This is a genomic window from Hydrogenivirga okinawensis (assembly GCF_055385515.1).
This window is the reverse complement of sequence record NZ_AP042386.1, coordinates 979,912-1,006,154: the sequence shown is the minus strand read 5'-3', so window position 1 is coordinate 1,006,154 and position 26,243 is coordinate 979,912. Positions and strand designations below refer to the sequence as shown.

Genomic DNA, 26,243 nt, shown 5'->3' with positions numbered 1-26,243 from the left:
GGAGGTAGGAGATGGCAAAGAGTGTCCTGGTAATCGGTGGTGGTCCCGCAGGACTGGCGGCGGCGAGAACCCTCGGTAAGTTGGGAATCCCCACGATCCTGATCGAGAAAGAGCAGAAGCTCGGTGGAAGACCCATCTTGGAAGACTATCACACACTCATCCCCAGAAAGATGACACCTCAACAGGTCATAGGTCCTTTCGTCGAAGAGGTCCAGAACAACCCCAACGTTGAAGTCAAGCTCGGTGTCGAGCTCGAAGCCTGCGAGGGTGAGGCTCCCAACTTCAAGGTAAAGCTCTCCAACGGAGAGGAGCACGAGGTCGGAGCAATAGTCGTAGCTACCGGCTTCCAGCATTTCGACGCCAAAAGGAAGGGAGAGCTCGGATACGGAATATATCCCGACGTCATCACCAACCTCGAGCTCGAGCAGATGTTCTCCAGAGAGGGTAAGCTCTACAGACCATCCAACGGACAGCTCCCCAAGAGGGTCGCCTTTGTCTTCTGCGTTGGGTCGAGGGACAGACAGCTGGGAGTTACAAACGTTCACTGCTGTAGGTACGGATGTGCCCTCTCGGGACTTCAGGGCTCCGAGATCAGGGAGCACTACCCCGAGGTGGACGTCTTCTGCTACTACATGGACGTGAGAACCTACGGAACCTGGGAGTACCCCTTCTACTGGGCTCCTCAGGAGAAGTACGGCGTCAGGTACGTCAGGGGTAGGATAGCGGAGATAACCTACAACCCTCAGGACGGAAGGCTCAGGGTCAAGCACGAGGATACCATCGTTCAGAGACCTGCTGAGATACCCATGGATCTCGTCGTTCTCGTTCTCGGAATGGAGCCCTCTGAGGGAACCAAAAAGGTAGCTAAGATACTCGGGCTCGCCCAAGATCCCGATAGCCAGTTCCTCGTTCCGGCGGAGGACTCTGGTTCCAACATAGTCTCTAACAAGCCCGGTGTGTTCATAGCGGGTGCCTGTAAGGGACCGATAGACATAGAGTCCTCCCTTGCGGAAGGAGAGGCAGCCGGAGCTGAGGCAGCAACGTTCATAGGAGCGAAGGTGTCGGCTTGATATGGGTGAAGAAAAGAGGGAAGGCGGCTTCAAGGCTGTAACGTTAGACGACGCGCTTATCAGGGATTACCTGATCAAGATACTCGGTGAAGGTGAGGAGTTCGTTCAAGAGTTCTATCAGGAGCTCTTAGAGAAGTCCGCCCTGTTCCAGGAGACCCTCTCTAAAGAGAGGCTGCCTTCCCTCACCGAGGAGGAGTTGGAAAGGATCTTCGAGAGGATCTTCGCCGCAAGAAGGAAGAAGAGAAAGATCATAGAGGAGACCGGAATAGACAGGCTTAAGAAGGCTATAAGCGATCTTCTATACGGTGACGAGAAGGGAGGATTCTTCAAGAAGAAGGAAGAGAGGAGCTGGGAGGAAAAGGTTGAGGAGTTCGCAAAGCAGATCAGGGGCGTGGACAGGAAGTCCGCGAGGGATATAGCTGCAGAGCTCTTACACTTCACCTTTCCCGACAAGTATATTCTCTGGACGAGCTGGATATGGGATCCCGAGACAGAGACAGGCGCGATAGTCTTCCTCAAAGAGGAACCGCCTACCGGCGGTAGAGGAAGGAGGATGTACGGAGAGACCTACGAGCAGTTCAAACAGGTCTATGAGCAGATAGCGGAGAAACTCCAGGAGTTCGGAATAAAGGTAAAGGGATATCTCTTCGTGGACATCTTCCTCGCCATGATCTACGCAACCTACGTAGATTACATGACCCTTTCCACCATGCACAGCGCCAAGGGTTTCTTCCCACCTGCAGGTGTTATGGCGAAGAGGCTCTTGGGGGTAAATGCCCCCGTTGAATTCACTTAGGAGGTGTGAAGGATGGCTATCCACGAGAGGAGCCTTGTTGACCCGGAAAGGGTTCTAAGGAAGGAAAGGCTCGTAGTTGACGGAGTTGACGTTTCCGGAGATTGGAACCTTATCATACTTCCGAGGGTTATAAACGACTATGACTTAGACTTCCTCAACGAGGTTCTGGAGCAACCGGAGGGCAAGACTATACTCCAGTGCTACCAGTGCTCCTACTGCACCGCATCGTGCCCCGTTCACAACTACTGGGACGAGAGGTACAACCCCAGACACTTCATACACCTCGCGAGGCTCGGACTCATAGACGAGCTCCAGAAGCGTGCGGACGTGATGTGGAGGTGCGTCTCCTGCCACAAGTGCACCCACAGGTGTCCCAAGGGTGTTCTCGTTGAAGAGGTGCTTAAAGCCATACTCAGGGTAATGGCTAAGAGGGGTGTTATAGAGGAGTATCCATCCAAGAAGTTCGACAAGTTCTTCTTAGAGAGCGTTTACGAGTACGGAAGGATAGAGGACGGAGAGCTCCTATTTGGATGGATAGAGAAACAGGGCTATCAGGTGGTCAAGGATCCCATACTGAAGAAGCCCATACCCTTCATGGGCGGGGTTCCCGAGTGGCTCAAGCAGCTCGCAGTCAAGCCTATAAAGAGCATGAACATAGGCTTCCTCATCCTCAATGCCAAGCATATGCTCTTCCATCCGAGGACGAAGAACTGGAACAGGTTCAAGCAGGTTCTCAGGAAGGTGATGGAGGAAGAGGGAGTCTTTACCCACTAAGCTTAAGGAGGTGGAAAGATGGCGGTAGCTCAGGTTAGAAAACCGCCTATGGGCGGTATAGGAAAGAGGGTCGCTTACTACCCCGGATGCTCCCTCGAAGGAGCGGCGAGGGCTTATGACGTCTCCACGAAGATAGTTGCCAAGGAGCTCGGCTTGGAGCTCGACTATCTGGAGGACTACAACTGTTGCGGGGCTATGGAGACCAAGAACGTCACCTTCTGGGGAACGATGCTCCTCAACGCGAGGAACATGTCCCTCGCCAAAAGACAGGGCCATAACGTCATAGTCGCGCCCTGCAACGGATGTTCCTTCTCCCTCCAGAGGGCCGAGTACTTCCTTGAGACCGACAAGAACGTCTTCGAGAGGATAAACACCCTCCTCAAGGAAGGCGGTGTGGATCCCCTCACCGATGTACCGCACACCTACCATATATTAGAGTGGTTCTACCACGAGGCGGGTCCCGAAAAGGTCAAGGAGAGAACCAAGAAGCCCCTTAAGGGTCTTAAGGTGGCCAACTACTACGGATGCCTCTACACGAGACCCCACTTTTACTCAAGAACTTACTCCCACAGCGGAACTGAGGAGCAGGAAAGACCCAGGATGAGGGAGACCGCCGACGACGACGAGCACCCCTACTACATGGAGGCTCTCCTTGAAGCTGCAGGAGCGACCAACGTTGAGTTTGAACCGATGCACACCCAGTGCTGCGGAGGACCCCACTCCCTCTCCGACGAGCAGGTTTCCGAGAAGTTCGTAATGATGATACTCCAGACTGCAAAGAGGAACGGAGCCGACATAATAGCCACCGAGTGCCCCCTTTGTCACGCCTCCCTCGAGATGTACAGGCACAGGCTCATGATGAAAGGCGTTCCCGACGTTGACGTCCCTGCGGCCTACTTCACCCAGCTCTTAGGTCTCGCCTTCGGATACAGCGCCGGAGACGTCAAGCTCAAGGACAACCTCTCCGATCCTATCCCCGTTCTTAAGAGGCTCGGTCTCGTATAACGGGTGAAGCGATGGAAGAGGAGAAGAAGATAGTAATACTGATGACGAGCGGTCCGAGGACACCCTGGCGGTGTGCCTCGCCCTTTTACATAGCAGCCCTAATGGCGGCAAACGACGCTGACGTGGAGATATTCTTCAACATGGACGGAACGAACCTCATCAGGAAAGGGATAGCGGAGAAGATCTGCCCCGCCATAGACGGAAACTGCGCCCCCCAGAACGGACAGAAGCCCAAGAGTGTCTACGACTTTATGAGAGACGCCAAGCTCGCCGGCGTCAAGTTTTATTCCTGTAAGCAGGCTGTGGACTCCCTCGGTCTTACGGAGGATGAGCTTATTCCTGAGCTCGACGGAGTGGTCCCCGCAAGCGAGTTCGCCATAAGGGCTATGGAAGCGGACAAGCTGATAGTCTTCTGATATACAATAAATCCTAATTCCAATAAACGGGAGGTGTAAGATGGCAGAGGTAAACGGATGTCAGGTTCCCGAGGACCTGCTTTATCACGTTGACCCTGAGGCTAACGCCTTCACATGGGTTAAAGACAACGGAGACGGCACCTACACCGTAGGGCTGACCTCGATAGCCGCCGCCATGGCTGGAAGACTCGTCGCTTATACTCCGAAGAAGGTGGGGAAAACCGTTAAGAAGGGAAAGAGCGTTGCAACGATCGAGAGCGGAAAGTGGGTAGGACCGGTTCCCGCACCCTTCGAGGGAGAGATAGTTGAGGTGAACGAAGCTCTCAGAGGTAACCCCGCCCTTGTCAACGACGATCCTTACGGACAGGGGTGGATAGTGAAGCTCAAACCTACCAACCCCGATGACATCAACCAACTCCTCAAAGGATCTGAAGCCGTCGAGGCTCTGAAGAAGGTTGCCGAGGAGAAGGGGGTTAAGTGCGGATAATCCTCAGGGCGGGTTCCCCCCGCCTTCTTTAAAAGGGGAAAATCCATGGTAGAGATAGACTTCGAGATAGATGAAAAGCTAACCGAGAGGCTCAGGGAAGGTTTGGAGATAAAGCTCAAAAACCTCGGTAAGAAGGTCTTTTTTCACAGCCCCGGTTTTAAGCACTACGAGGTGGAGGACTTTTCTATTAGAACTCCCCCGAGGTTCGTGGACATATCCATAACGGGAAGGAACTGTGAGCTTATGTGCGACCACTGTGCCAGCAAGATCCTTTGGCACATGATACCCGCCACCACACCCGAAGAGCTCTGGAGGGTATGTGAGGACCTTAAAGCTCAGGGTGTCACAGGGATACTTGTATCCGGAGGATCTAACAAGGACGGGGTGGTGGAGCTTCAGCCCTTCTTTGAAATCATGAGGGCTGTGAAGAGGGACCTCGGTATGCTCGTAACCTGCCACGTGGGTCTCGTGGATGAGAAGTTTGCTCAAGGTTTGAAGGATGCCGAAGTTGATGCTGTTCTCTTGGACATAATAGGGGACGACGAGACCATAGCTCAGGTTTACAAACTTCCTCACAAGAGCGTGGAGGATTACGATCTCTCCCTTAAAAATTTGAAAGACGCCGGACTCAAGATAGTTCCCCATGTGATAATAGGTCTCCACTACGGAAAGATAAAGGGCGAGTACAGGGCCATAGAGATGATATCTAAGTATGAGCCGGATGCCCTCGTCCTCGTTGTAGTCATGCCCTACTACGGAAAGGCTAAGTTCCAACTTCTTCCTCCTCCTCCTGTTGAAGAGAGCGTCGACGTGGTTCTCTTCGCGAGGAAGAGCGTACCAAACTCCCCCCTTATGATAGGTTGTGCTCGCCCTGCAGGTTCGGAGAGGATCAGGTTTGACATATACTCTATCCTCGCCGGTGTGGATGGGATAGCCTTCCCCGCCGAGGGTGTGGTTACCTACTCCAAGTCCATAGGTCTCGATCCTGTTCTCTCACCCTCCTGTTGTTCTACCGTTTTCATGATGAGCTTTAACGGTTCGTAATATAATACTTCTATGGAACACCTGCTGAGAACCGATCCGGAAATATTTGAGGTAGTTGTAAAGGAGTACGAACGTCAGTTCTACCACCTTGAGATGATAGCCTCCGAAAACTTTACTTCCCTTGCTGTAATGGAGGCTACGGGAAGCGTTCTTACCAACAAGTACGCCGAAGGACTTCCTGGAAGGAGATACTACGGAGGCTGTGAGTTCGTCGATATAGCGGAAAACCTTGCCATAGAGAGGGTTAAAAAACTCTTCGGGGCGGAACACGCCAACGTCCAGCCCCACTCGGGTTCACAGGCAAACATGGCGGTTTACATGGCGGTCCTCCAGCCGGGCGATACTATTCTCGGTATGAACCTCGCCCACGGCGGACATCTTACCCACGGTGCAAAGGTGAACTTCTCCGGGAAGCTTTACAACGTGGTTCAATACGGACTCAACCCTGAAACCGAACTCATAGACTACGACCAGATGTACAAACTCGCCAAGGAGCACAGACCGAAGCTCATAGTCGGCGGCGCCTCCGCCTACCCGAGGATCTGTGACTGGGAGAAGATGAGGGAGATAGCTGACGAGGTGGGCGCCTACCTTATGGTGGACATGGCTCACTACGCTGGTCTTATCGCCGCCGGTGAGTATCCTAACCCCGTGACCGTTTCTCACTTCGTCACCTCCACCACCCACAAGACCCTGAGAGGTCCGAGGAGCGGTTTTATCCTGTGTAAGGAGGAGTTTGCCAAGATAATAGACAAGTCCGTTTTCCCCGGCATCCAGGGAGGACCCTTGATGCACGTTATAGCGGCCAAGGCGGTTGCCTTTAAAGAGGCTATGAGTGAAGACTTCAAGAGGTACGCGAGGCAAGTCATACTGAACGCGAAGGTTCTCGCTGAAGAGCTCCAGAGGGAAGGCTTCAAGATAGTCACGGGAGGAACGGACTCCCACATAGTACTCGTGGATCTCAGAAGCATGAACTTGACCGGCAAGGAGGTCGAGGACGCCTTGGGCAGAGCTAACATAACGGTGAACAAGAACGCGGTCCCCTTCGATCCTCTACCTCCTACCAAGACGAGCGGCATAAGGATAGGGACTCCAGCTCTGACCACGAGGGGGATGAAAGAGGAGGAGATGAGGAAGATAGCCCGTTTCATCGCTAAAGTTATCAAAAACATAAACGATGAAAAGGTTATAGAGCAGGTGAGGGAAGAGGTTAGGGAGCTCTGTGAACAGTACCCGCTCTATCCGGAGCTCAGGGAGAGGATGTATGAGCTTCGCAATAGCCAGACAGCCGGTCTTTGAGAAAAACGGGGAGGTGTACGGCTACGAAGTATACCTGAGAAGATCGGACGATCTTGAACACTATCCTAAGGACGTACCCTTTAACAAAGCCACATTTATAATTGCAGAGCTCGTTTCCGAACTGGGTGTGAGGAAGGTGTCCGATGGGAAGAAGATCTTTATAAACGTCACCTTAGATTCTCTGCTTAATAAGGTCCTTGACCTATTGCCCAAAGATTACGTGGTCTTCGAGCTTATACCATCTCAGATAGAAGTGGGAAGGACAGTATACTCGAGCATATTAAAGAGGTTGGACGAGCTCAAAGAAGAAGGAGCGATGATTTCCATTACCGAAGAGCTTTACTCAGGCAAGTATGTGGATTTACTTCAGAAGGCACACATGGTTGAGTTTACCGTAAAGAGAATAAACGAGGATAAGGCTTCCGCAGTGAGGAGAAATAACAAGAAACTCCTCATTAGCAGGATAGAGACCGAGAAGGATTACGAGAAAGCTCATGCTTTGGGAGATCTATTGGAGGGTAACTACTTAGGTAAGCCACAGCTGGTTAAGGAGTTTGAGATAGCTCCTTTCCTTAAAACTACCCTGATGAGAATGATAGCGGCTCTAAACACTGTGCAAAGCATAAGGGACTTTGCAAAGATAATAGCAAGCGACGTAGGCATGTCGGCTAAGCTTCTTAGGTTTGTAAACTCGGCATACTTTGCTAAGAGAAAGGAGATAAAAGATATAGTTCAGGCATGCGCCTACCTCGGTATGGAGAATCTCAAGAAGTTTACTCTACTGGTTGCTACCAACGACTACGTATCCGTAGAGAACCCTTACCTTTGGAAAAGATCCCTTATAAGAGCTATCCTTGCCGAAGAGATAGCGAGGAAAACAAAACCAGAGCTTACTAATGAGGCTTACCTTGCCGGTCTATTTTCGTTGATAGATAAGATCCTGGGTGTTGATAAGATCGAGTTTCTGAGAGATGTCAACATAGATCCGGCTATAGTGGACGCTTACACCGGAGCCAACGAGACGCTTAGCCAGATACTTCAGGACGCCTCTCTCCTCGAGGAGGCCTTGAATCAGGGTGATGACAAGTTGGACAAGGTAGTAGAAAAACTTGCCCCGTCGCTTAAAATGGAACCGTTCGAGTTAAAGAACAAGGTCCTCGAAGCCCAGATGAAGGCAGAGGAGATACTCAGGCTTTAGCCCCTGACTCCTTTTCGTAGGGCCATGTTATTATCCCGCCCTCCAAGTTGTAAGCTTCGTAGCCCATGTGTCTTAAAAAGTAGGTAGCGAAGGCGCTCCTCTCTCCGCTCCTGCAGTAAACGATGTACTTCTTATCCTTCGGAAGCTCTGTGTATTTGAACCTCAACTCGTCCAAAGGTATAAAGAGGGAGTTGGGAATTCTAAGCTGAAAGTGTTCGGGAGGAGTTCTTACGTCCAGAAGAACAACCTTGTCCCCTTCCTTTTCTAAGAGCTCCTTTGCCTCCTCAGGGGTTACCGCCGGCACATTGAACATTCTCTTCCTCCATAGATCTTCTCACCGCCTTGATCCTGTTGTTAGAGTCCACGTACACGAGCTTTGGACTGTAGGTCGCGAGCTCCTCTTCTTCGTACTCCGCGTAGGAGGCTATTATGATGAGATCTCCTTCGGAGCCGAGACGAGCCGCTGCACCGTTGAGTCTCACCGTTCCTGAGAACCTTGGGGCTGGGATGACGTAGGTTGAGAACCTCGCACCGTTGTTGATGTTGTATACTTCTATTTTCTCGAAGGGTAGCAGGTCCGCCGCTTCCATAAGCTCTTCGTCCAAAGATAGACTTCCCTCGTAGTGGAGTTCTGATCCCGTCACGGTAAGCCTGTGAATCTTGGACTTGAGCATTTGCCTCCTCAACTCTCCACCTCCTGCAAGACAAAATAATAATATAAGAAATCCCTTATGAATTTCTACTCCCAGAGTCTCCTTGCCATGAGCTGGTTCAGACCTTTGGGATACCTAACCTCCTCACCGAGGAGTTCCTTCATCTGAAGGGCGTTAAGGGCTCCCTTGCCCCTGTAGTGGTTGTTGAAGAACACGTAGGTCTCCTTTCCCTTCTGCATCCTAAGTATCTTTTCCTTCAAACTTCTCAGTTCCTCCTCGGAGTACAGGTAGTCGTATCTCTCGAAAGACTCTTCTCCCTTGTGCCACTTCTGAGCGTTCCTTCCGTGGAGTCTTACGTAGTTTATCTCTCCCACTGACTCCCAGGGTCCCAGGAAGAGCCCCTTAAGCTTCGGGGCATCGACGTTCACTAAGGAAAAGCCAAGGGATTCTACATATTCGTAAACCTCATGCCTTGCGAAACTCCGGTGCCTGAACTCGATTACCTTCTCCAAGCCGGCGAAGTCCTCGGAAAGTTTCTTCAAGTAGTCCATGCTCTCCGGGGAGTAGCGGAAGCTCTGTGGGAACTGGAAGAGGAAGGCGATGAAGCGTTCCTCAATAACAAGCTCGCAGGCTGAGAGGAACTTTCTTACGTCCTCACCCGTGTAGCTTCTCTCGTGGGTAAAGATTTTATTAGCCTTTATGGAGAACCTCAACCTCTTGGTCTTTTCAAGGAAACTTTCCATGGTATAGGGGTGGGGCATGGAGTAGAAGGTGTAGTTTATCTCCAAAATATCGAAGAACTTTTCGTAGTAGGTTATCCACTCGGACTGGGGAAGGTTGGAGGGGTAGAAGGTCCCCCTCCAGTCTCTATAGGAGAAACCGCTGCAACCTACGTAAACCCTCAAGGAACGAACTTGGACTTGAAGATGTCGAGAGCCTCCTTGATCTTGTTCTTCAATTCATCGTCGAGAGCTTTTTTCTCCCTTATCTCTTTCAAGAGATCGGGTCTCTCGCTGTCGAGGAAGGTGTAGAGCTCCTTCTCGAACTTCCTAACCGACTCGACGGGTATATCGTCCAAGTATCCGTTGGTTCCGGCAAAGATGGCGACTATCTGCTTCTCAACGGGAAGGGGGTTATACGGTTCCTGCTTTAGTAGCTCTACGAGCCTCATACCCCTGTTTATCGTCTGCTGGGTAGCCTTGTCGAGCTCCGAGGCGAACTGAACGAAGGCCTCCAGCTCTCTGAACTGAGCGAGGTCAAGCCTAAGGCTTCCTGCTACCTGCTTCATAGCCTTTATCTGGGCTGCTCCTCCGACCCTCGAAACGGAGAGACCTACGTTTATTGCGGGTCTCACACCCTTGTTGAAGAGATCGGGCTCAAGGTATATCTGACCGTCGGTTATGGATATAACGTTTGTAGGAATGTAAGCTGCAACGTCTCCCGCTTTTGTCTCGATTATGGGCAGTGCGGTCAGGGATCCCGCTCCAAGTTCATCGTTTAACTTTGCCGCTCTCTCCAAGAGCCTCGAGTGTAGATAAAAAACGTCTCCGGGGTAAGCTTCCCTTCCGGGAGGTCTCCTCATCAATAGAGAGAGCTGTCTGTAAGCCTCTGCGTGCTTCGAGAGGTCGTCGTAAACCACGAGGGCGTGCATCCCGTTGTCCCTGAAGTACTCCCCGATGGTACATCCCACGAAGGGTGCTAAATACTGGAGTGAGGCGGGATCGGTTGCGGAAGCGACTACCACGGTGGTGTACTCCATCGCTCCCTCTTTCTCTAAGAGCTCGATTATCCTCGCGGTGGTGGATCTCTTTTGACCTATGGCGACGTATATGCAGTAAACGTCCGTATCCCTCTGGTTGAGTATGGTATCTATACATATCGTGGTCTTACCAGTAGCCCTGTCGCCGATTATAAGCTCTCTCTGACCCCTTCCTATGGGAATCATGGAGTCTATGGCCTTTATACCCGTTTGGAGGGGTTCGTGAACAGGTTTCCTCGCCACAACGCCGGGGGCTATCTTCTCGACGGGGGACATGTACTCGTACTCTATCGGTCCTTTGCCGTCCAAGGGTTCCCCGAGGGGGTTTATAACCCTGCCTACGAGTCCCTTACCGACGGGAGCCGATAGGATCTGTCCCGTTCTCCTTACTATAGATCCCTCTCTTATCCCGGTTTCACTTCCAAGTATGATGATACCTACGTTGTCCTCTTCAAGGTTGAAGGCGAGACCCCTCTGTCCGCCTTCGAACTCCACAACCTCCATTGCCATAACGTTCTCTAATCCGTAAGCCCTCGCGACCCCGTCACCCACGTAGTAGACTACGCCCACCTCCTCCATCTTCGCTTCTGCTTCGAACTCCTTTACCTGCTGACGGAGGATTTCAAGGGCTTCCTCGTAGCTGAGCATTCCCATCTCGGAACCTCCTGCGATTTATCCTCAAGATTATATCACAAGAGCTTGAACTTCCTCAAAGCTTATACAAATTTTATATATTACGATTAATTGATAGCAGGAGGAACAAATGTCGAGGAAAGGTGCGGATATAGTGATAGAGGCTCTGAAGGAGGAGGGCGTTGAGGTAATCTTTGGGCTCCCCGGTGGAGCCATAATGGAGGTCTACGACGCCCTTTACAGGGACGGGACTATAAAGCACATACTTGCCCGCCACGAGCAGGGTGCCGGACACATGGCTGAGGGTTACGCAAAGGCTACCGGAAAGGTCGGTGTGGCGATGACCACCTCCGGACCGGGAGCCACCAACATAGTGACACCGATAGCCGACGCCTATATGGACTCCGTTCCGATAGTTGTGATAACAGGACAGGTACCCACCCACATGATAGGCAACGACGCCTTCCAGGAGGTGGATATAGTCGGTATAACAAGACCCATAACGAAGCACAACTTCCTCGTCAGGAACATAGAGGAACTTCCTCTGATCATCAGAGAAGCCTTCTACATAGCGAGGACGGGAAGACCGGGACCGGTTCTCGTAGATGTACCCAAGGACATAACCCAGCAGCTCTCCGATGTCAAGATCCCCTCCGTAGAAGAGGTAAAGAAGGCTCTCCCTGGCTACAAACCCCACGTGGAGGGTAATATCCAGCAGATTAAGAAGGCTGCAAAGCTGATAATGGAGGCTAAGAGGCCTGTCCTCTACGTCGGTGGTGGGGCGGTGAACTCCGAGGCTCAGGAGGAGCTTATAGAGCTTGCTGAGATGATGAAGATACCAGTTACAACCACAACCCAGGGTAAAGGAGCTTTCCCGGAAACTCATCCTTTGTCTCTGAGAATGCTCGGCATGCACGGAACCTATTACGCCAACATGGCTGTTTACAACGCCGATCTTCTGATAGCGGTTGGAGCGAGGTTCGACGACAGGGTTACCGGCAAGATAGACGAGTTTGCCCCCGATGCGAAGATAATCCACATAGACATAGATCCTGCCTCCATATCCAAGAACATAATCGTGGACGTTCCCATCGTTGGAGACGTAAAGATAGTTCTCAGGAAGCTGATAAACGAGCTCAAGAGAAAGGGAGGAAAGATCCTGTATCCCGAGGAGAGGGAGAGGTGGATAGAGCAGATAGAGAAGTGGAAGAAGCTCCATCCTCTCACCTATAAGAACTCAAAGAAGGTCATAAAGCCTCAGTACGTGATAGAGCAGATATACGAGGCGACGAAGGGCGATGCGATCATAGTTCCCGGCGTAGGTCAGCATCAGATGTGGGCTGCGATGTTTTACAGGTTCTCCTATCCGAGGCAGTTCCTTAACTCCGGTGGGCTGGGGACTATGGGCTTCGGTCTTCCAGCGGGTATAGGTGCCAAAATAGGACGCCCCGAGAAGGAGGTTTTCGTTATTGACGGAGACGGTTCCTTTGTGATGACCATGCAGGAGATCATTACGGCGGTTCAGTACAAAGTGCCGGTGAGGGTGGCGATAATAAACAACGCCTACTTAGGAATGGTGCGACAGTGGCAGGAGCTTTTCTACGACAAGAGGTACTCTGAGGTGGATCTGAGCCTTCAGCCGGACTTCGTGAAGCTCGCCAAGGCTATGGGAGCTGTTGGCTTCAGAGCTGAAAAGCCCAAAGAGGTTAGGGAAATCATAGAGGAATCTCTCAAGATAGAGGATAAACCTGTTATTCTGGACTTCGTTGTGGACAGAGAGGAGAACGTTCTCCCGATGGTTCCTCCTGGCAAGTCTTACAGGGACATGATCCTTGAGGACGGGAAGGGAACCGAGGCGGAGACTATGTATCTTGTTGGTTAAGGAGGCTTAGGTATGGCTGACACCGTAGGTGGGGCTGACATAACCGTTGCAAAAGCTCCCAAATTTAGGCAGACGAGGAAGGGGCAGGTAAGGAAGCACATAATAAACGTCAAGGTTAGAAACGAGATCGGTGTCCTCGCAAGAATAGCTACGCTCATAGCTGGGAAGGGCTACAACATAGAGAGCCTCTCTGTAGGTGAGACCCACGAACCGGGTATATCGAGGATGACCATAGAGGTTGTTGGGGACGACATAGTCATAGATCAGGTGGTAAAGCAACTCAGGAAGCTCATAGATACTCTGAAAGTCAGAGACATAACCGACGTTCCCCACGTTGAGAGGGAGCTGGTTCTCATAAAGGTTCACACACCTACCTCAAGGGCTCGGGACGAGGTTCTAAGGATTGTGGAGATCTTTAGGGGGAAGGTTGTTGACGTCTCGCAAGAGACCTACACTGTAGAGGTTACGGGAGACGAGGACAAGATCAACGCCATGCTTGAACTCTTAAAACCTTTCGGTATAAAAGAGATGGCAAGGACGGGGAAGGTAGCTATGAGGAGGGAGCTGTTTGTGGAAGAGAACTCTGACTGAAAAGGGGAATACAAGTAACGATAAGGATATAGAAGTAAAGATGAGGGCGAGCCTATGGTTGAAACTCCTAAGCTTTCCTCCCTTGCCGGAGAACTTCTGAAATTCTTCTTAGCCTCTGCCCTTCTCCTTGGACTTTTGATAGCTGGTGCCCTCACTTACTTTGGAGGAATCAGTCCCTATTATGCGGTCGCGGTAGGCTTCAGCATATCTGCCCTGTGGGTGCTTTTCAACATCCTGTGGACAAGAAACAAGATGGAGGAGCTCTTCGGCAGGCTTCTCTACGTTATAGAGATCCTTGAAGAGAGGCGCAAGGAAAAGGCTGTCGTTCCCATACCTCTACACGAGGAGGTTCTTACCATAGTGAACAGTATAAGGGAGCTCGTTCAGGGGTTCGAAGAGAGGTATGAAAAGGAGATAAAGGAGCTCGAAGAGGAACTCGAGTCCATATCCGAGAACGCAGCCAAGATCCACCAGGCTCTCGAACTTGCTCAGGGAGGATACGTGGGAGTGGAGTTCCCCACGGGCTTAGATCCAGTCGGTGCCCTTGGACAGTCGATACAGCACACCCTTGAGATATACACGGACAAACTTGTAAGAGTTAAAAAGAAATTGCATGAGTGCAGCGAGGAGATCGAAAGGATATCTTCACTCTTAAAAGAAAAAACCGATAAAATAGATCTGCAGAGGCTCGAGGAGGGGATAGAGAGAATTAAGAAGGTGCAGGAGGAGCTGACGGAAGAGCTTAAGTTTTTAAAGGACTACGAAGGAGGGACGTAAGCTATGGACAGGTATGAGAAGATACTCCAAGAACTGATCAAGAGCTCCGGTTTGGAGGGAGCGGTTCTGGTAAGTGCCGATGGGCTGCCCATATCTGCCGTCCTCAGGCCAGGGGTAGAGGAGGACAGGGTGGCGGCGATGAGTGCGGCTATACTCTCCTTGGGGGAAAAGGTTACAGAGGAGCTTCAGAAGGGTAACCTTGAGCAGATCACCATAAAAGGGGAGGAAGGCTATATAGTTCTTACCGGTATAGGTCAGGATGCGGTTTTGACCGTTCTTGCAAGCAATACCGCTAAGCTCGGACTTCTTCTGATGGAGATCAGAAAGGCACAAGAACAGCTTAAGGAGGTGATAGGTTAGTAAATGGCTCTGACGGGGGATCTTACCACTTTCAGCTTCGCTGACATTCTTCAGGTGTTAGCAAAGGACAAGAAGAGCGGTGTTCTCCTTGTAGAGTGGAAAGATATGATAGTAGCCTATTACGTTAAGGATGGAGAGATAGTCTTTGCCCGCCCGGTGGATAAGGTTTTCAGGGTGTATACCGACAGAAACTTCGATCAGCTCATAAATAAATTGAGAATAAAGAGGGAGGACATACCTAAGACCATAGAAAGGTTCTTTCTGCCCAGACTCGATCAGAAGGAGGGTATATTCTCCTTCACCCCTGGCTTCATAAAGTACGACAGCGACGTACCCGTCTACTATACCGTAGAAGAGCTCATAATGAGGGCTTCGAGGAGTTTAACCGAAGAGGAGGTTGAGAGAAAGATATCCGATGAACTGCTAATATTTGAGAAGGCTCCCGATGCGGATACCAAGCTGAGCAGAGTAAACCTTACCGAGGAGGAGAAGAAGGTCCTCTCTCTCGTAAACGGTAGTAGGACTGTTGCGGAGATCAGAAAGGAGTCGGGTCTCGACAGGCTCACGGTAGACAGAGCGCTCTACGGACTTTTAGCTGCGGGGATAATAAGGAGAAAGAGAAAGGAGAGAGTTCAAAAGCCCTCTATAACTCTCGATCTCCTTGCGAAGATAATAGAGAAGATAAAACAGCTGTAGGTGGGGGTATGAAGGAGCTTAAGAAGATCAAGATAGTGGTGGCGGGTCCCTTCGCCGCCGGAAAGACCCAGTTTATAAACACGGTTAGCGAGATAAAGACGGTTGCTACAGAGAGAAAGACCTCCACCGCCATAGAGAAGAACGTGAAAGACTACACCACCGTCGCCATGGACTTTGGAAAGATAAGGATAGACGACGAGCACGAGCTTTATCTTTTTGGTACGCCCGGTCAATCGAGGTTCGACTTCATGTGGGAGATTTTGGGAGAGGGTGCCCTTGGCATCATAGTTCTCGTAGATAGCACGGATCCCAAGACCTTCCACGAGGCGAGGAAGATAATAAACTTCTTCCAGTCGAGGTTTCCTGTCCCAATAGTAGTAGGTGCCAACAAGCAGGATCTACCTAACGCATGGCCCGCAGACGATGTTAAGTTTGCCCTTGATATATCGGACGAGGAAGGTATACCTGTGATACCTCTATCTGCAAAGAACAAGGAGGAGGTTAAAAAGACACTCCTCACACTGCTTGAGATCATAAGGGCGAGCTTAGAGGGTTGAGCTATAATACTTTCGATGTTCACCCCCGAAGAAAAGAAAACCCTCGCTGGAATAACCTTTGCCGTAGTGACCCGTATGTTGGGGCTCTTTCTTCTCCTACCCGTCCTCGCTCCTTACGTTAAAAACCTCGAGGGGAGCACGCCCATCCTCACAGGTATAGCGGTAGGTGTTTACGGTCTCACCCAGGCACTTTTACAGATACCCTTCGGCTACCTTTCGGATAAATACGGAAGGAAACCTGTTATAACCTTCGGTTTCTTAGCTTACGTTGTCGGGAGCGTATTGGGCGGACTCGCCTGGAATATATGGAGTATGATCCTCGCGAGGCTCGTTCAGGGGGCCGGAGCCATATCTTCAGCCGCCGTCTCCCTTGCGGCAGATCTTATAAGAGAGGAGGTCAGAACGAGAGCCTTCGCCCACATAGGAGCCTCCGTTGGAATGATCTTTGCCCTGAGTATAACCCTTGCACCTGTGATAGCGGGCAAGTTCGGAGTCCCGTTCATCTTTTACCTTACCGCTTTTCTCTCGACTGTGGCAATGCTTTACATCCTTCTCTTTATAGAAGAACCTCCGAAACATCATAAGGAGATAGAGCCCTCCCTTTCCCATATGGGTGATATATTGAGGGACAGAAACCAGCAGATGCTTGACCTCTCCGTCGGACTTCTGCACGCCTTACTCGTATCTATATTCACGGTGATACCGATAGAGCTGATATACAGGTATGGCATACCTAAGCCAGAACACTGGAAGATATACCTTCCCATAATTCTCATCTCCGTGGCCATAATGGTTCCTTCCACGATAGTAGCCGAGAAGAAGGGGAAGATTAGAGAGGTCTTTCTTATCGGTATAGCTCTGATAGGTCTTGGTTTTCTCACCCCCCTCCTGATAGGCAATTTTTACGGGGTCTTAGCCCTCCTTACCCTCTACTTTGTGGGTTTCCACCTCTTAGAGCCTATAATGCCCTCGCTCCTTACCAAGCTCTCTCACAGAGACACGAGAGGGCTCTCGGTAGGGATATACAACACCTCGCAGTTCGTGGGAGCCTTCATAGGGGGTGCTATGGGTGGTATATTCTTGAGAACGGGAACAACCTACATGCTCCTTACCGGTTTTGCTCTTACCTTGATCTGGTTTTTTCTGACCGCCAGCTGGATACTAAGGATAAATCTCAAGGGCTGAGGACAGCTTATTTCTGCAGGAAAGGCAGAAGAACCGCGTCTTTCGGTCCACGTCATAGATAGAGTTCGAAAAGCTCATAACACACATGGGATCGGAACAATGGGTTAGCCCAAAGGTGTGACCGAGCTCGTGGTTCACCTCCTTGAAGGTTCTCTCGAAGAGAATATTCTCGTTCGGATCCCTCAGTCTGTAGATACTCACTACGGCGTTCCTCCCTCCCAGCTGTGCCTCTCCAAAAACGAAGTTCAGACCTTCCTCGTATAGATCGAACTCCACGAGAGCTAAAAGTCTTACCATCTGCGGGAACTCTACGCTATCCAGATAGGAGATTATACTTCCGGCATGATATTGACTCCTTTCGGGATTAAAGCCTAACCTCGGAGGAAAGGGGACTGAGGAAACCCTGACTTCGAGCCCGAAGATCTCCTTTATATTAAATCCAGAGGCTAAAAGGAGCCTTCCCTCCACCCTTCCGAAGGAGGTTATGTAGACGTATCCCATGGGGATATTATATAGACAATGAGGCTCGATAGGTTCATCGCCAAAGCCCTCAACGTACCGAGATCGGCAGCGCGGCGCATCATAAGGGAAGGAAGGGTTGAGGTGGGAGGAAAGGTTGTAAGGGATATATCCTTTAAAGTTGAACATGGGGAGGTTAGGCTGGACGGTGAGGTGATTCTGCCCAAGGAAAAGGTTTACATTATACTCTATAAACCCAAGGGGTACCTTTCCACGACGGAGAGGAAAGCGGATTACCCCTCCTTTCTCGATCTCTTAGGGGAAGGATTCGGCTCCCGTAAGCTCTTCGCTGCAGGAAGACTCGATGTGGACACGGAGGGCCTTCTACTTATAACCGACGACGGTGAGCTTGCCCATAGACTAACCCATCCCAGGTGGAAGGTCGAAAAGGAGTACATGGTAGAGCTCGATAGGAGGTTCGGAGAGGATTTTGAAACGTTAAAAAGAGTTGTTGTAGATGGTAAGCCTGTCGATCTAATCTCGGTTAAGAGACTTTCGGACAGAGTCTTGAAGCTGATTATCAGGGAAGGTAGATACCGCATAATCAAGAGGCTCTTCGGTTCTCTTGGATACAGAGTTTTAAACCTGAAGCGTATAAGGATCGGGAGTCTCGTCCTTGAGAAGGAGCTTAAGCCTGGCGATTGGAGGGAGTTAAAGGAGGAAGAGGTGGTAAAGCTGAAGAGGGAGGTCAACCTCTCCTAAGGTAGTGGAGGACTATAAGGAGCACTGCTATCGTTATGGAGGCGTCCGCTACGTTGAAGGCAGGCCAGTAATAATTCCCTACGTGGAGGTGTATAAAGTCTCTAACCTTACCAAGAAATAGCCTGTCGTGCAGGTTTCCTAAGGCACCTCCAGCTATGAGTCCCATGGCTAAGGATACCTTGGCGTCTCCGTTCCTTTTAGAGTAAATGTAGGTAATCACAAAGGCTACGATGGGCGTAAGGACGAGCAGAGGTATCCTTATCCAGTCCGGATGGTCCGCGAATATACCGAAGGCCGCACCCCTGTTGTAAATTAGGAAGAGTTTAAGGAACGGAAGTACATCATAACTCCTGTCAGCGAGATACTCTTCCGCAAGCCTCTTCGTAAAGAGGTCGAGAAACAAAACGGTGATCAGAGTAACAACGTATATCAGAGTGCCAGTTCTAAGGATCTCTGCCACACCTCCTTAAGGGAATCCATATCCTCATCGAGAATTCTGTCTCCGTTAAAACTTATCCTCAAACACCTTTCTTGGACCACTCTACCTATGTAAAGCCAATCGAGTCCTCTCTCTTCAACCATATCCTTGACTCTGTCTGTCCTGTTACCGGATGTGCTGACTACAACCCTCGTGGGCATCTCCGAGAAAAGGAAGAAGTCGGGCCTCTCCTCAGAGTATATCTCCAGCTCCACCCCGAATTTTGAACCCACAGCACTCTCGAACACATTTATCAGAAGTCCTCCGGAGGATACGTCGTGAGCTGAGTCTATAAGACCCTCCCTAACCAGCTCCATCAGTAGATCTATGAGCTTCTTTTCTTTCTCTAAATCCACCTTGGGAACCCTACCTTTAACAAGCCTATGAACCACTTTGAGATACTCGCTTCCATCTACAACAGATTCCCTGTTTAAATCACCTATAAGGAGAAGATCACCGGTTGATGTATAGGTTATATCCACGTGTTTGTCCACGTCTTCCAACACTCCAACGCACACCACTACGGGTGTGGGATATATGTTTCTGATAACATCCTTCTCGATAGTCTCGTTATAGAGCGAAACGTTTCCACTTATAACGGGGACGTTAAGCCGTTCACAGGCTTCTGCCATTCCCTCCACAGCCTTTGTGAGTTGCCACATTATCTCCGGTCTCTCCGGATTTCCGAAATTGAGGCAGTCGGTTATAGCGAGTGGTTTCGCCCCTGTGCAGGCCACGTTCCTACACACTTCGGCCACTACGTACTTCCCTCCCTCGTATGGATCGAGGAAAACATACCTCCCGTTCCCCTCCGAAGAGATGGCAACTCCCTTCTCGGTTCTCAGCTCAGGTTTTACCACCCACTTTAACCTCAGCAGGGAAGCGTCCCCTCCGGGCTTTATCACCGTGTTCGTCCCAACCTGATAGTCGTACTGTGTGTAAACCCACTCCTTGGAAGCTATGTTGGGTGAGGAGAGGAGTTTCAGGAAAGCCTCCTTTATATCTACCAGGGGAAGAACATCCTGATCGAACTCCCTTACCTCTTTCAGATAGGCTGGCTCACGAACAGGTCTGTCGTAAGCCGGTGCTTCATCGACTATGAGGCTTACGGGGAGATCGGCTACAACTTCCCCTTCAGAGAAAGCCCTCAGCCTTCCGTCCTCTGTTGTCCTGCCTACCACAGCCCAGCTAAGGTGGTAAAACTCGGCTATCTTCGCAAGTTCCTCTATTTTCTCCTCATCGGTTACAAGGAGCATCCTCTCTTGACTCTCGGATAGGAGTATCTCGTAGGGAGTCATTCCCTCTTCCCTTAGGGGGACCTTTTCCAAGTAAAGCTCCACGCCCATCTTAGACTTGCTTGCAAGCTCCGAAGCCGAACCGGCCAAACCGGCGGCACCGAGATCCTGCATTCCTACTATTAGATCCCTCTCCACAGCTTCCAAAACGGCTTCCACCAGCTTTTTACCGAAGAAGGGGTCTCCCACCTGAACGTTGGGCCTCTTCTCCTCGGTGTCCTCCGCGAACTCCCCAGAAGCCATCACGGCTCCGTGTATTCCGTCCCTTCCTGTGGTGGAACCTATAAGAAAGAGGACCTGACCGACCTCCGTGGACCTTGCCCTGAACATCCTCCCCGCCGGCATCACTCCGAGACAGAAGGCGTTCACGAGAGGGTTTGTCCTGTAAGAGTCCTCAAAGAAGGTCTCCCCAGCGACGGTGGGAACACCTATGGAGTTTCCGTAGAAACTAATCCCCTTCACCACACCCTTCACGAGGAACTTCGTCCTCTGATCGGTGAGTTCCCCGAACCTGAGGGAGTCAGTTAAAGCTATAGGTCTTGCCCCCATGGAGAGGACGTCCCTGATTATCCCACCAACGCCCGTAGCCGCCCCGTTGAAAGGCTCTATAAAGGAGGGGTGATTGTGGCTCTCGATCTTGAAGGCGATCCAGACCTTATCGTCTATCTCTACAACCCCCGCGTTCTCACCGGGTCCCTGAACGACCCACTCCGCCCTCGTGGGGAACTTTCTTAAAACCTTTCTCGAAGACTTGTAGGAGCAGTGCTCGGACCAGAGCGCTCCGAGAATACCGAGCTCTACGTTGTTAGGTTCCCTTCCGAGGTAGGAGACTATCCTGTCGTACTCCTCCTCCGTTAGACCGTGAACCTCCCAGACCTTATCCATGGGAGGTCTATTTTATCATTGGGATATGTGATATACTATTGAACTCTACAGGAGGTCCAAAGGATGTACGCCATCATAAAGACAGGAGGAAAGCAGTACAGGGTCGAGCCAGGGATGAAGCTCCGCATAGAGAAGATAGAAGCTCAGGAGGGTTCAACGGTAGAGTTCGAGCCTATTGTAGTGAGGAAAGAGGACGGAAGCCTTGAGTTTTACAAAGGTAAGGTGGTCGCCGAGGTTTTAGCTCACGGAAGAGGTAAGAAGGTTACCGTCTTCAAGTACAGACCCAAGAAGAACTATAAGAGGTGGAAAGGGCATAGACAACCCTACACCGAGGTATTAATTAAAGAGATAAAGGAGGTTTGAGATGGCTTCCAAGGCGAGTGGTGGTTCTACGAGAAACGGAAGGGATAGCCATTCTAAGAGGCTTGGTGTAAAAAGGTACGGCGGTCAGTTTGTAAAGGCTGGAAACATAATAGTGAGGCAAAGGGGAACGAGGATATACCCCGGTAAGAACGTGGGTATGGGGTCGGATTTCACCCTTTTCGCCCTGACCGATGGATACGTCCGCTTCGAGAACAGGAGAAGGAAGAAGGTGGTTAGCGTCCTAACCCCGGAGGAGTGGGAATCCCTCAACGGGAACGGAAGGGCTAACTGACTCCATTAAGTATCTAAAAGCTCTGTTCAGGTTGAAGCTATAGCGAACATCTCCCACCACCATGTTATTCAGGAGGTATCCCTGTAAGATCCTCTACCTTGCCGGTAGGCTTCCTCGTGGTTCGTTATAAACCTTACTTTAAACCCCTCCGAGATTTCTGAAGGCTCTATCGCTCCCGGGATAGGACTCTCCCCTGCGTAGAGGACCCCGTCTATATCCAAGAGAAGTCCCTTCAAAGCTCTCTTTAATATTAAAAAAGCCCCGCAGAGGGGCAAAGGGCGTAACGGGTGCAGGGCTCAGAACGTAAAGCCTAACTCAACCGCCAAGGTGGTCTTGTTGTCCTCCGTTCCGTTCTTAAATACCTTGTTGTCCGTTGAGATGTAGGCGACCTCGGCTCTTACAAAGGAGTTCTCCGTGGGTTTGAAGGTGGGGGTTATGGTCACGGTGTAGCCGTTGTCGGCTCCGCCAAAATATATCCCGCTCGTTCCTTCGTCGAAGTACTCGAACCTGACAGGAATTGACAGAGCTCCGAAATTAGGTGTTGCGTATAGAGCCACGCCGTATGCGCTGTCGTCTTGACCGGGTGCCTTTGCCGAGTCATCGAGCCACTGGTAGTCAAAGTTCAATCCGAGCTCTACGTTGTTTATCGAATATTCGAGCACAACGTCCACCAAGTTCTTAAAGCCTGTATAGTCGTAGTAGCTCACCGCGTAATCTATACCAGCCAAGGACCCCAGAGATCCGAGGGCGAAGGCTTCCTTCTTCGGATTGAGAGCGTCGTTGTTGTATTCAGCGTAGACGCTCACGTTATCGTTTATATCAAAGGTAACCCTAACACCGGGATATATTACCGGCTGGGCGTACCAGATCGTACCAAGGATTATATTCTTGTTGGCGTAGGTGTTTATCACCTCTGCACCTACGTTGGTCGTCAGGTAACCTACATCTACCGAGAGGTTGCTTGTGGGTGATAGGGTGACGTATCCCCAGAGAATGCCGGCTTCATTCCTGACCACATCACCTGAGGTATAGGAGATAACGTCTTGTGTAGCTCCTCCATCCCAGATGTTGGCACCCAAAAAAGCACCTACGGCGAGGTCTAAGCTTACCTTATCGCTACCGCCAGTTATTCCTACAACCGCGTTAGTAAGTTTGAAGGCGTCCCTCGCATCTCTGTTTTCGGAGATGGGGTTGGTGCTGTAGAAGTAGCCACCGCTCACGCCTCCGTAAAGCTCGAAGGGTTGGGAAACCTTCAGCGTAAAGGTTTTCTCTTCTGCCAGAGAGCTTCCGGCGAGAGCCAGGACCGCCGTTAGCAGTAGCTTCCTTTTCATTTCTAACACCTCCTTTTAAGTTTTCAAAAAGAGAGAAACGGAGCGGAGGACTGAGCCTCCTTCCCCGCTCGTTTACAGGTTATATGCACTTTCTCCGTGCTGGGTCCCGTCGAGGCCCTCTATCTCTTCCTCGCCCCTAACTCTGAGACCAGTGAGAGCCTTAGCAATGAACATTATGATGGCGGTGAGCACGCCCGAGTAAGCGAGGGTCGCCACGACCCCCTCGATCTGTATAAGGACCTGCTTGGAGTTCCCGTAAAGCAGACCAGCTGCCTCGTTCACTGCTGGATCGGCAAAAATCCCTGTGAGGATTGCACCGACCATACCCGCAACACCGTGAATTCCAAAGACGTCGAGGGCATCGTCGTATCCGAGGGCAGCTTTAAGCTTAGCTACTGCAAAATAAGCTATGACTGCACCTATCGCGCCGACGAATATGGCTCCCACGGGATTAACGAAACCGGCCGCGGGCGTTATGGCTACAAGACCGGCGATTATTCCCGAGGATATTCCAACTACCGTGGGCTTACCAGCACTCGCCCACTCGACGAACATCCACGCCAACGCTGCTGCAGAAGTAGCGACGGTCGTGTTCACCATAGCGTAGACTGCTATCGTATCTGCCGCGAGAGCTGAACCCGCATTGAATCCGAACCAGCCGAACCACAGGATACCAGCACCGAGAGCCACAAAGGGAACGTTGTTGGGTATAAGCTGAGGCTCCTTCCTCTTTCCAAGTATCAAAGCACCAACGAGGCCGGCTATTCCCGCATTGATGTGAACCACGGTCCCCCCGGCGAAGTCTAAAGCTCCGTCGTTGCTCAGGAACCCACCGCCCCAGACCCAGTGGGCTATCGGAGCGTAAACGATTATGCTCCAGAGTATGCAGAAGATTATCCAAGCCGAGAACTTCATCCTTCCCACGAGGGATCCGCTCACGAGGGCGGTCGTTATCGTTGCGAAGGTGAGTTGGAACATCAGGTCTAAGAGAGCCGGATATCCTGTATCGGCGTTTATACCAGTTATCCCCTTACCGAAGAAGTACTGAAAAGGATTTCCTATGAACTGGGCTATGTCGTCCCCGTAGGCTATGGAGTAGCCGACCGCAAGCCAGGTTATCGTAACTATAGCGAAGGCTACGAAGGACATGGCGATCGTGTTGAGTATGCTCTTGCTCTTGTCCAGTCCTCCGTAGAAGAGGGCGAGCCCGGGAATGGTCATGAAAACTACGAGGGCAGAAGCCATGAGCATCCAGGCGGTGTTTCCTGTGTCAAGCTTCGGTTCTCCTGCAAAGGCGGGGATGGCTCCCAAAAGGATAGACAGACCCGTCCAAAGGGGTGCGCGCCTCATCTCTTTTCCCTCCTTTATTAAAATGACCCCGCCCAAAGGCGGGGTGTTTAAAGCTTAGATATCGAAGTAGAGCTCGAACTCCTTGGGGTGAGGAGTGAACCTGAGCTCGTCTATCTCCGCTCTCTTGGTCTCTATCCAGAGCTGGAGGAACTCCTCGGTGAAGACACCGCCCTTGAGGAGGAACTCGTAATCCTTCTCGAGCTCGTTCAGAGCTTCCTCAAGGGATCCGGGGAGCTGGGGTATTCCCTCAAGCTCTTCGGGAGGCAGGGAGTAGATGTCCTTATCGAAGGGCTCTCCGGGATCTATCTTGTTCTCTATCCCGTCTATAGCCGCCATGAGTATGGCGCTGAAGGCGAGGTAGGGGTTGGAGGTGGCATCGGGGAACCTGACCTCTATCCTTTTAGCCTTAGGAGACTGGGAGTACATGGGTATCCTTATGGCGGCGGATCTGTTCCTTGCAGAGTAGGCAAGCCTTACGGGAGCCTCAAAGCCGGGAACGAGCCTGTGGTAGGAGTTTATTGTCGGGTTGGTAAAGGCTACGATGGCTCTCGCGTGCTTGAGGATACCGCCTATGGCGTAGAGGGCGGTTTCGGAGAGTCCCGCGTATCCCGATCCCGCAAAGAGGGGTTCGTCTCCCTTCCAGATGGAGAAGTGGGTGTGCATTCCCGATCCGTTGTCGTTGGGGAGAACCTTAGCCATGAAGGTAGCGTACTTTCCGTGTTTGGCAGCGACGCTCCTTACGATGTACTTGTAAAGGAAGAGCTTGTCCGCCTGATTTACGAGGGAGTCGTACCTTATGTCTATTTCCGCCTGTCCGGCGGTGGCGACCTCGTGGTGGTGAAGCTCAACGGTTACACCCAGCTCCGAGAGTATAGAGACCATCTCGTTCCTGAGATCCATAGTCTTGTCCAAAGGGGGAACGGGGAAGTATCCCCTCTTGTGAGGTATCTTGTACCCAGTGGAGGTGAGCTCTCTGTTCCACCAGCCCTCCTCAGAGTCCACCCTCCAGAAGGCGTAGTTCGCGGCGGTTCCGAACTCCACGGAGTCAAGTATGAAGAACTCCGCCTCAGGTCCGAAGTAAGCTGTATCCCCTATTCCCGTCTGCTTAAGGTACTGCTCAGACTTCTGGGCTATGTATCTCGTGTCCCTTCCATATCTTTCTCCAGTGACGGGATCATAGATGTCACATATCATCACGAGGGTCTTGGGCTCTATGAAGGGGTCTATGAAGGCGGTGTTGGGATCGGGCTTTGCGAGCATGTCAGACTCGTTTATGCTCTGCCATCCTCTTATGGAGGAACCGTCGAATCCCCTTCCGTTTTCAAAGGTGTCTTCCGAAAGCTCGTAGGCGGGAATGGTTAGATGCTGCCACTGACCGAATGGATCGGAAAACCTCAGGTCCACATACTGGACCCCTTCCTGCTCGATCAGGCTTAAGACCTCCTGTGGTGAGTACTTAGGCATGCCTGCACCTCCTTTAATAGATTTTTAAACAGCTGCTTCTCCTCTTTCACCTGTTCTTATCCTAACGACGTCCTCAACAGGAATTATGAATATCTTTCCATCCCCCACTCTTCCCGTCTGAGCGGTCTTGACGATCGTGTCCACGACCTTCTCCACGTCCTCGTCCTTGACGATCACCTCGATCTTGACCTTAGGAAGGAAGTCTATGACGTACTCAGTTCCCCTGTAGATCTCCGTATGTCCCTTCTGCTGACCGAAACCTTTGACCTCGGTAACGGTCATACCCCCGATGCCCAGTTCTACGAGGGCATCTTTCACCTCGTCGAGTTTGAAAGGTTTGATGATCGCCTCCACCTTCTTCATCCTTCTTCCTCCTTTTGCA

General features: G+C 51.1%; 31 protein-coding genes. 19 read left to right on the top strand and 12 right to left on the bottom strand.

The window, feature by feature from the left end; genetic code table 11:
• Positions 1–11 precede the first annotated feature (11 nt).
• Genes ACZ483_RS05825 through ACZ483_RS05785 form a run of 9 tightly spaced genes read left to right on the top strand, consistent with a single transcriptional unit; the run spans position 12 to position 8,089 of the window.
• Positions 12–1,070, top strand: coding sequence for an FAD-dependent oxidoreductase (locus tag ACZ483_RS05825; protein ID WP_464323249.1), 1,059 nt, complete (start codon positions 12–14; stop codon positions 1,068–1,070).
• Position 1,071: 1 nt separating this feature from the next.
• Positions 1,072–1,866 (top strand): hypothetical protein, encoded by a 795-nt coding sequence (locus ACZ483_RS05820; RefSeq protein WP_464323248.1) that lies wholly within the window; start codon positions 1,072–1,074, stop codon positions 1,864–1,866.
• 12 nt (positions 1,867–1,878) lie between these two features.
• Positions 1,879–2,640: a 4Fe-4S dicluster domain-containing protein gene (locus ACZ483_RS05815; RefSeq protein ID WP_464323247.1), complete on the top strand. Its 762-nt coding sequence runs from the start codon at positions 1,879–1,881 to the stop codon at positions 2,638–2,640.
• 48 nt (positions 2,641–2,688) lie between these two features.
• Positions 2,689–3,645, top strand: coding sequence for a CoB--CoM heterodisulfide reductase iron-sulfur subunit B family protein (locus ACZ483_RS05810; protein ID WP_464325134.1), 957 nt, complete (start codon positions 2,689–2,691; stop codon positions 3,643–3,645).
• Positions 3,646–3,656: 11 nt separating this feature from the next.
• A complete protein-coding gene (locus ACZ483_RS05805) occupies positions 3,657–4,061 on the top strand; it encodes a DsrE family protein (RefSeq protein ID WP_464323246.1) in 405 nt (134 codons plus the stop codon).
• A 40-nt stretch (positions 4,062–4,101) separates the two neighbouring features.
• The gene (gcvH, locus tag ACZ483_RS05800; protein WP_464323245.1) at positions 4,102–4,548 is read left to right on the top strand and encodes a glycine cleavage system protein GcvH; all 447 of its coding nucleotides are present in this window, start codon (positions 4,102–4,104) and stop codon (positions 4,546–4,548) included.
• Between the two features lie 45 nt (positions 4,549–4,593).
• Positions 4,594–5,592, top strand: coding sequence for a radical SAM protein (locus ACZ483_RS05795; protein ID WP_464323244.1), 999 nt, complete (start codon positions 4,594–4,596; stop codon positions 5,590–5,592).
• 12 nt (positions 5,593–5,604) lie between these two features.
• Positions 5,605–6,891, top strand: coding sequence for a serine hydroxymethyltransferase (glyA, locus tag ACZ483_RS05790; protein WP_464323243.1), 1,287 nt, complete (start codon positions 5,605–5,607; stop codon positions 6,889–6,891).
• A complete protein-coding gene (locus ACZ483_RS05785) occupies positions 6,857–8,089 on the top strand; it encodes an EAL and HDOD domain-containing protein (RefSeq protein ID WP_464323242.1) in 1,233 nt (410 codons plus the stop codon). The genes glyA and ACZ483_RS05785 overlap by 35 nt, the downstream gene beginning before the upstream one ends.
• Here ACZ483_RS05785 and ACZ483_RS05780 read toward each other — a convergent pair.
• From ACZ483_RS05780 to atpA, 4 genes are read right to left on the bottom strand one after another with little or no spacing between them, the layout of a single operon-like run.
• Positions 8,079–8,402 (bottom strand): rhodanese-like domain-containing protein, encoded by a 324-nt coding sequence (locus ACZ483_RS05780; protein WP_464323241.1) that lies wholly within the window; start codon positions 8,400–8,402, stop codon positions 8,079–8,081. The genes ACZ483_RS05785 and ACZ483_RS05780 overlap by 11 nt on opposite strands.
• Positions 8,374–8,775: an aspartate 1-decarboxylase gene (panD, locus tag ACZ483_RS05775; protein ID WP_464323240.1), complete on the bottom strand. Its 402-nt coding sequence runs from the start codon at positions 8,773–8,775 to the stop codon at positions 8,374–8,376. The genes ACZ483_RS05780 and panD overlap by 29 nt, the downstream gene beginning before the upstream one ends.
• Positions 8,776–8,828: 53 nt before the next feature.
• Entirely contained in the window at positions 8,829–9,647 is an 819-nt protein-coding gene (locus tag ACZ483_RS05770) for a DUF72 domain-containing protein (RefSeq protein ID WP_464323239.1), read from the bottom strand.
• Positions 9,644–11,155, bottom strand: a complete 1,512-nt coding sequence (gene atpA, locus ACZ483_RS05765; RefSeq protein WP_464323238.1) for a F0F1 ATP synthase subunit alpha — start codon at positions 11,153–11,155, stop codon at positions 9,644–9,646. The genes ACZ483_RS05770 and atpA overlap by 4 nt, the downstream gene beginning before the upstream one ends.
• A gap of 109 nt (positions 11,156–11,264) precedes the next feature.
• On the opposite strand from atpA, the gene ilvB reads away from it, so the two are divergent.
• Genes ilvB through ACZ483_RS05730 form a run of 7 tightly spaced genes read left to right on the top strand, consistent with a single transcriptional unit; the run spans position 11,265 to position 17,182 of the window.
• Complete coding sequence (gene ilvB, locus ACZ483_RS05760) at positions 11,265–13,016, top strand: biosynthetic-type acetolactate synthase large subunit (RefSeq protein WP_464323237.1); 1,752 nt, start codon at positions 11,265–11,267, stop codon at positions 13,014–13,016.
• Positions 13,017–13,028: 12 nt separating this feature from the next.
• Positions 13,029–13,607, top strand: coding sequence for an acetolactate synthase small subunit (ilvN, locus tag ACZ483_RS05755; protein ID WP_464323236.1), 579 nt, complete (start codon positions 13,029–13,031; stop codon positions 13,605–13,607).
• Between the two features lie 54 nt (positions 13,608–13,661).
• A complete protein-coding gene (locus ACZ483_RS05750; RefSeq protein WP_464323235.1) occupies positions 13,662–14,384 on the top strand; it encodes a hypothetical protein in 723 nt (240 codons plus the stop codon).
• A gap of 3 nt (positions 14,385–14,387) precedes the next feature.
• The gene (locus ACZ483_RS05745) at positions 14,388–14,744 is read left to right on the top strand and encodes a roadblock/LC7 domain-containing protein (RefSeq protein WP_464323234.1); all 357 of its coding nucleotides are present in this window, start codon (positions 14,388–14,390) and stop codon (positions 14,742–14,744) included.
• A gap of 3 nt (positions 14,745–14,747) precedes the next feature.
• The gene (locus ACZ483_RS05740) at positions 14,748–15,440 is read left to right on the top strand and encodes a DUF4388 domain-containing protein (RefSeq protein ID WP_464323233.1); all 693 of its coding nucleotides are present in this window, start codon (positions 14,748–14,750) and stop codon (positions 15,438–15,440) included.
• 8 nt (positions 15,441–15,448) lie between these two features.
• Positions 15,449–15,997, top strand: coding sequence for a GTP-binding protein (locus ACZ483_RS05735; protein WP_464323232.1), 549 nt, complete (start codon positions 15,449–15,451; stop codon positions 15,995–15,997).
• 15 nt (positions 15,998–16,012) lie between these two features.
• Complete coding sequence (locus ACZ483_RS05730) at positions 16,013–17,182, top strand: MFS transporter (RefSeq protein WP_464323231.1); 1,170 nt, start codon at positions 16,013–16,015, stop codon at positions 17,180–17,182.
• Here ACZ483_RS05730 and ACZ483_RS05725 read toward each other — a convergent pair.
• Complete coding sequence (locus ACZ483_RS05725; RefSeq protein WP_464323230.1) at positions 17,159–17,683, bottom strand: archaemetzincin family Zn-dependent metalloprotease; 525 nt, start codon at positions 17,681–17,683, stop codon at positions 17,159–17,161. The genes ACZ483_RS05730 and ACZ483_RS05725 overlap by 24 nt on opposite strands.
• Positions 17,684–17,701: 18 nt before the next feature.
• On the opposite strand from ACZ483_RS05725, the gene ACZ483_RS05720 reads away from it, so the two are divergent.
• Positions 17,702–18,403, top strand: coding sequence for a pseudouridine synthase (locus tag ACZ483_RS05720; protein WP_464323229.1), 702 nt, complete (start codon positions 17,702–17,704; stop codon positions 18,401–18,403).
• On the opposite strand, the gene lspA is transcribed toward ACZ483_RS05720, so the two are convergent.
• Entirely contained in the window at positions 18,390–18,863 is a 474-nt protein-coding gene (gene lspA, locus ACZ483_RS05715; protein ID WP_464323228.1) for a signal peptidase II, read from the bottom strand. The two genes, ACZ483_RS05720 and lspA, sit on opposite strands and share 14 nt — an antisense overlap.
• Positions 18,833–21,061: a phosphoribosylformylglycinamidine synthase subunit PurL gene (gene purL / locus ACZ483_RS05710; protein WP_464323227.1), complete on the bottom strand. Its 2,229-nt coding sequence runs from the start codon at positions 21,059–21,061 to the stop codon at positions 18,833–18,835. The genes lspA and purL overlap by 31 nt, the downstream gene beginning before the upstream one ends.
• A gap of 63 nt (positions 21,062–21,124) precedes the next feature.
• Here purL and rplU point away from each other — a divergent pair, with 63 nt between their 5' ends.
• Complete coding sequence (rplU, locus tag ACZ483_RS05705) at positions 21,125–21,424, top strand: 50S ribosomal protein L21 (protein WP_464323226.1); 300 nt, start codon at positions 21,125–21,127, stop codon at positions 21,422–21,424.
• Position 21,425: 1 nt separating this feature from the next.
• Positions 21,426–21,716 (top strand): 50S ribosomal protein L27, encoded by a 291-nt coding sequence (gene rpmA / locus ACZ483_RS05700; protein ID WP_464323225.1) that lies wholly within the window; start codon positions 21,426–21,428, stop codon positions 21,714–21,716.
• 68 nt (positions 21,717–21,784) lie between these two features.
• Here rpmA and ACZ483_RS05695 read toward each other — a convergent pair whose 3' ends face one another.
• The 5 genes from ACZ483_RS05695 to ACZ483_RS05675 all read right to left on the bottom strand — a co-directional run bounded on the left by ACZ483_RS05695 (position 21,785) and on the right by ACZ483_RS05675 (position 26,224).
• On the bottom strand, positions 21,785–21,952 hold the full coding sequence (locus ACZ483_RS05695) for a hypothetical protein (RefSeq protein WP_464323224.1): 168 nt from the start codon (positions 21,950–21,952) through the stop codon (positions 21,785–21,787).
• Positions 21,953–22,012: 60 nt separating this feature from the next.
• On the bottom strand, positions 22,013–23,047 hold the full coding sequence (locus ACZ483_RS05690; RefSeq protein ID WP_464323223.1) for an outer membrane beta-barrel protein: 1,035 nt from the start codon (positions 23,045–23,047) through the stop codon (positions 22,013–22,015).
• Positions 23,048–23,119: 72 nt separating this feature from the next.
• A complete protein-coding gene (locus ACZ483_RS05685; protein WP_464323222.1) occupies positions 23,120–24,397 on the bottom strand; it encodes an ammonium transporter in 1,278 nt (425 codons plus the stop codon).
• 54 nt (positions 24,398–24,451) lie between these two features.
• The gene (gene glnA, locus ACZ483_RS05680) at positions 24,452–25,861 is read right to left on the bottom strand and encodes a type I glutamate--ammonia ligase (RefSeq protein WP_464323221.1); all 1,410 of its coding nucleotides are present in this window, start codon (positions 25,859–25,861) and stop codon (positions 24,452–24,454) included.
• 24 nt (positions 25,862–25,885) lie between these two features.
• Complete coding sequence (locus tag ACZ483_RS05675; protein ID WP_464323220.1) at positions 25,886–26,224, bottom strand: P-II family nitrogen regulator; 339 nt, start codon at positions 26,222–26,224, stop codon at positions 25,886–25,888.
• Between the last annotated feature and the right edge of the window lie 19 nt (positions 26,225–26,243).

Coding starts and splice junctions, on each gene's coding strand:
- ACZ483_RS05805 (WP_464323246.1), top strand. CDS start 3,657: ATGGAAGAGGAGAAGAAGATAGTAATACTGATGACGAGCGGTCCGAGG.
- ACZ483_RS05720 (WP_464323229.1), top strand. CDS start 17,702: ATGAGGCTCGATAGGTTCATCGCCAAAGCCCTCAACGTACCGAGATCG.
- gcvH (WP_464323245.1), top strand. CDS start 4,102: ATGGCAGAGGTAAACGGATGTCAGGTTCCCGAGGACCTGCTTTATCAC.
- ACZ483_RS05780 (WP_464323241.1), bottom strand. CDS start 8,402: ATGTTCAATGTGCCGGCGGTAACCCCTGAGGAGGCAAAGGAGCTCTTA.
- ACZ483_RS05795 (WP_464323244.1), top strand. CDS start 4,594: ATGGTAGAGATAGACTTCGAGATAGATGAAAAGCTAACCGAGAGGCTC.
- atpA (WP_464323238.1), bottom strand. CDS start 11,155: ATGGGAATGCTCAGCTACGAGGAAGCCCTTGAAATCCTCCGTCAGCAG.
- ACZ483_RS05825 (WP_464323249.1), top strand. CDS start 12: ATGGCAAAGAGTGTCCTGGTAATCGGTGGTGGTCCCGCAGGACTGGCG.
- ACZ483_RS05725 (WP_464323230.1), bottom strand. CDS start 17,683: ATGGGATACGTCTACATAACCTCCTTCGGAAGGGTGGAGGGAAGGCTC.
- ACZ483_RS05810 (WP_464325134.1), top strand. CDS start 2,689: ATGGGCGGTATAGGAAAGAGGGTCGCTTACTACCCCGGATGCTCCCTC.
- glyA (WP_464323243.1), top strand. CDS start 5,605: ATGGAACACCTGCTGAGAACCGATCCGGAAATATTTGAGGTAGTTGTA.
- purL (WP_464323227.1), bottom strand. CDS start 21,061: ATGGATAAGGTCTGGGAGGTTCACGGTCTAACGGAGGAGGAGTACGAC.
- ACZ483_RS05730 (WP_464323231.1), top strand. CDS start 16,013: ATGTTCACCCCCGAAGAAAAGAAAACCCTCGCTGGAATAACCTTTGCC.
- ACZ483_RS05735 (WP_464323232.1), top strand. CDS start 15,449: ATGAAGGAGCTTAAGAAGATCAAGATAGTGGTGGCGGGTCCCTTCGCC.
- rplU (WP_464323226.1), top strand. CDS start 21,125: ATGTACGCCATCATAAAGACAGGAGGAAAGCAGTACAGGGTCGAGCCA.
- ACZ483_RS05750 (WP_464323235.1), top strand. CDS start 13,662: ATGGTTGAAACTCCTAAGCTTTCCTCCCTTGCCGGAGAACTTCTGAAA.
- ACZ483_RS05745 (WP_464323234.1), top strand. CDS start 14,388: ATGGACAGGTATGAGAAGATACTCCAAGAACTGATCAAGAGCTCCGGT.
- ACZ483_RS05815 (WP_464323247.1), top strand. CDS start 1,879: ATGGCTATCCACGAGAGGAGCCTTGTTGACCCGGAAAGGGTTCTAAGG.
- ACZ483_RS05675 (WP_464323220.1), bottom strand. CDS start 26,224: ATGAAGAAGGTGGAGGCGATCATCAAACCTTTCAAACTCGACGAGGTG.
- rpmA (WP_464323225.1), top strand. CDS start 21,426: ATGGCTTCCAAGGCGAGTGGTGGTTCTACGAGAAACGGAAGGGATAGC.
- ACZ483_RS05785 (WP_464323242.1), top strand. CDS start 6,857: ATGAGCTTCGCAATAGCCAGACAGCCGGTCTTTGAGAAAAACGGGGAG.
- ACZ483_RS05690 (WP_464323223.1), bottom strand. CDS start 23,047: ATGAAAAGGAAGCTACTGCTAACGGCGGTCCTGGCTCTCGCCGGAAGC.
- ilvB (WP_464323237.1), top strand. CDS start 11,265: ATGTCGAGGAAAGGTGCGGATATAGTGATAGAGGCTCTGAAGGAGGAG.
- glnA (WP_464323221.1), bottom strand. CDS start 25,861: ATGCCTAAGTACTCACCACAGGAGGTCTTAAGCCTGATCGAGCAGGAA.
- ACZ483_RS05740 (WP_464323233.1), top strand. CDS start 14,748: ATGGCTCTGACGGGGGATCTTACCACTTTCAGCTTCGCTGACATTCTT.
- ACZ483_RS05820 (WP_464323248.1), top strand. CDS start 1,072: ATGGGTGAAGAAAAGAGGGAAGGCGGCTTCAAGGCTGTAACGTTAGAC.
- ACZ483_RS05685 (WP_464323222.1), bottom strand. CDS start 24,397: ATGAGGCGCGCACCCCTTTGGACGGGTCTGTCTATCCTTTTGGGAGCC.
- ilvN (WP_464323236.1), top strand. CDS start 13,029: ATGGCTGACACCGTAGGTGGGGCTGACATAACCGTTGCAAAAGCTCCC.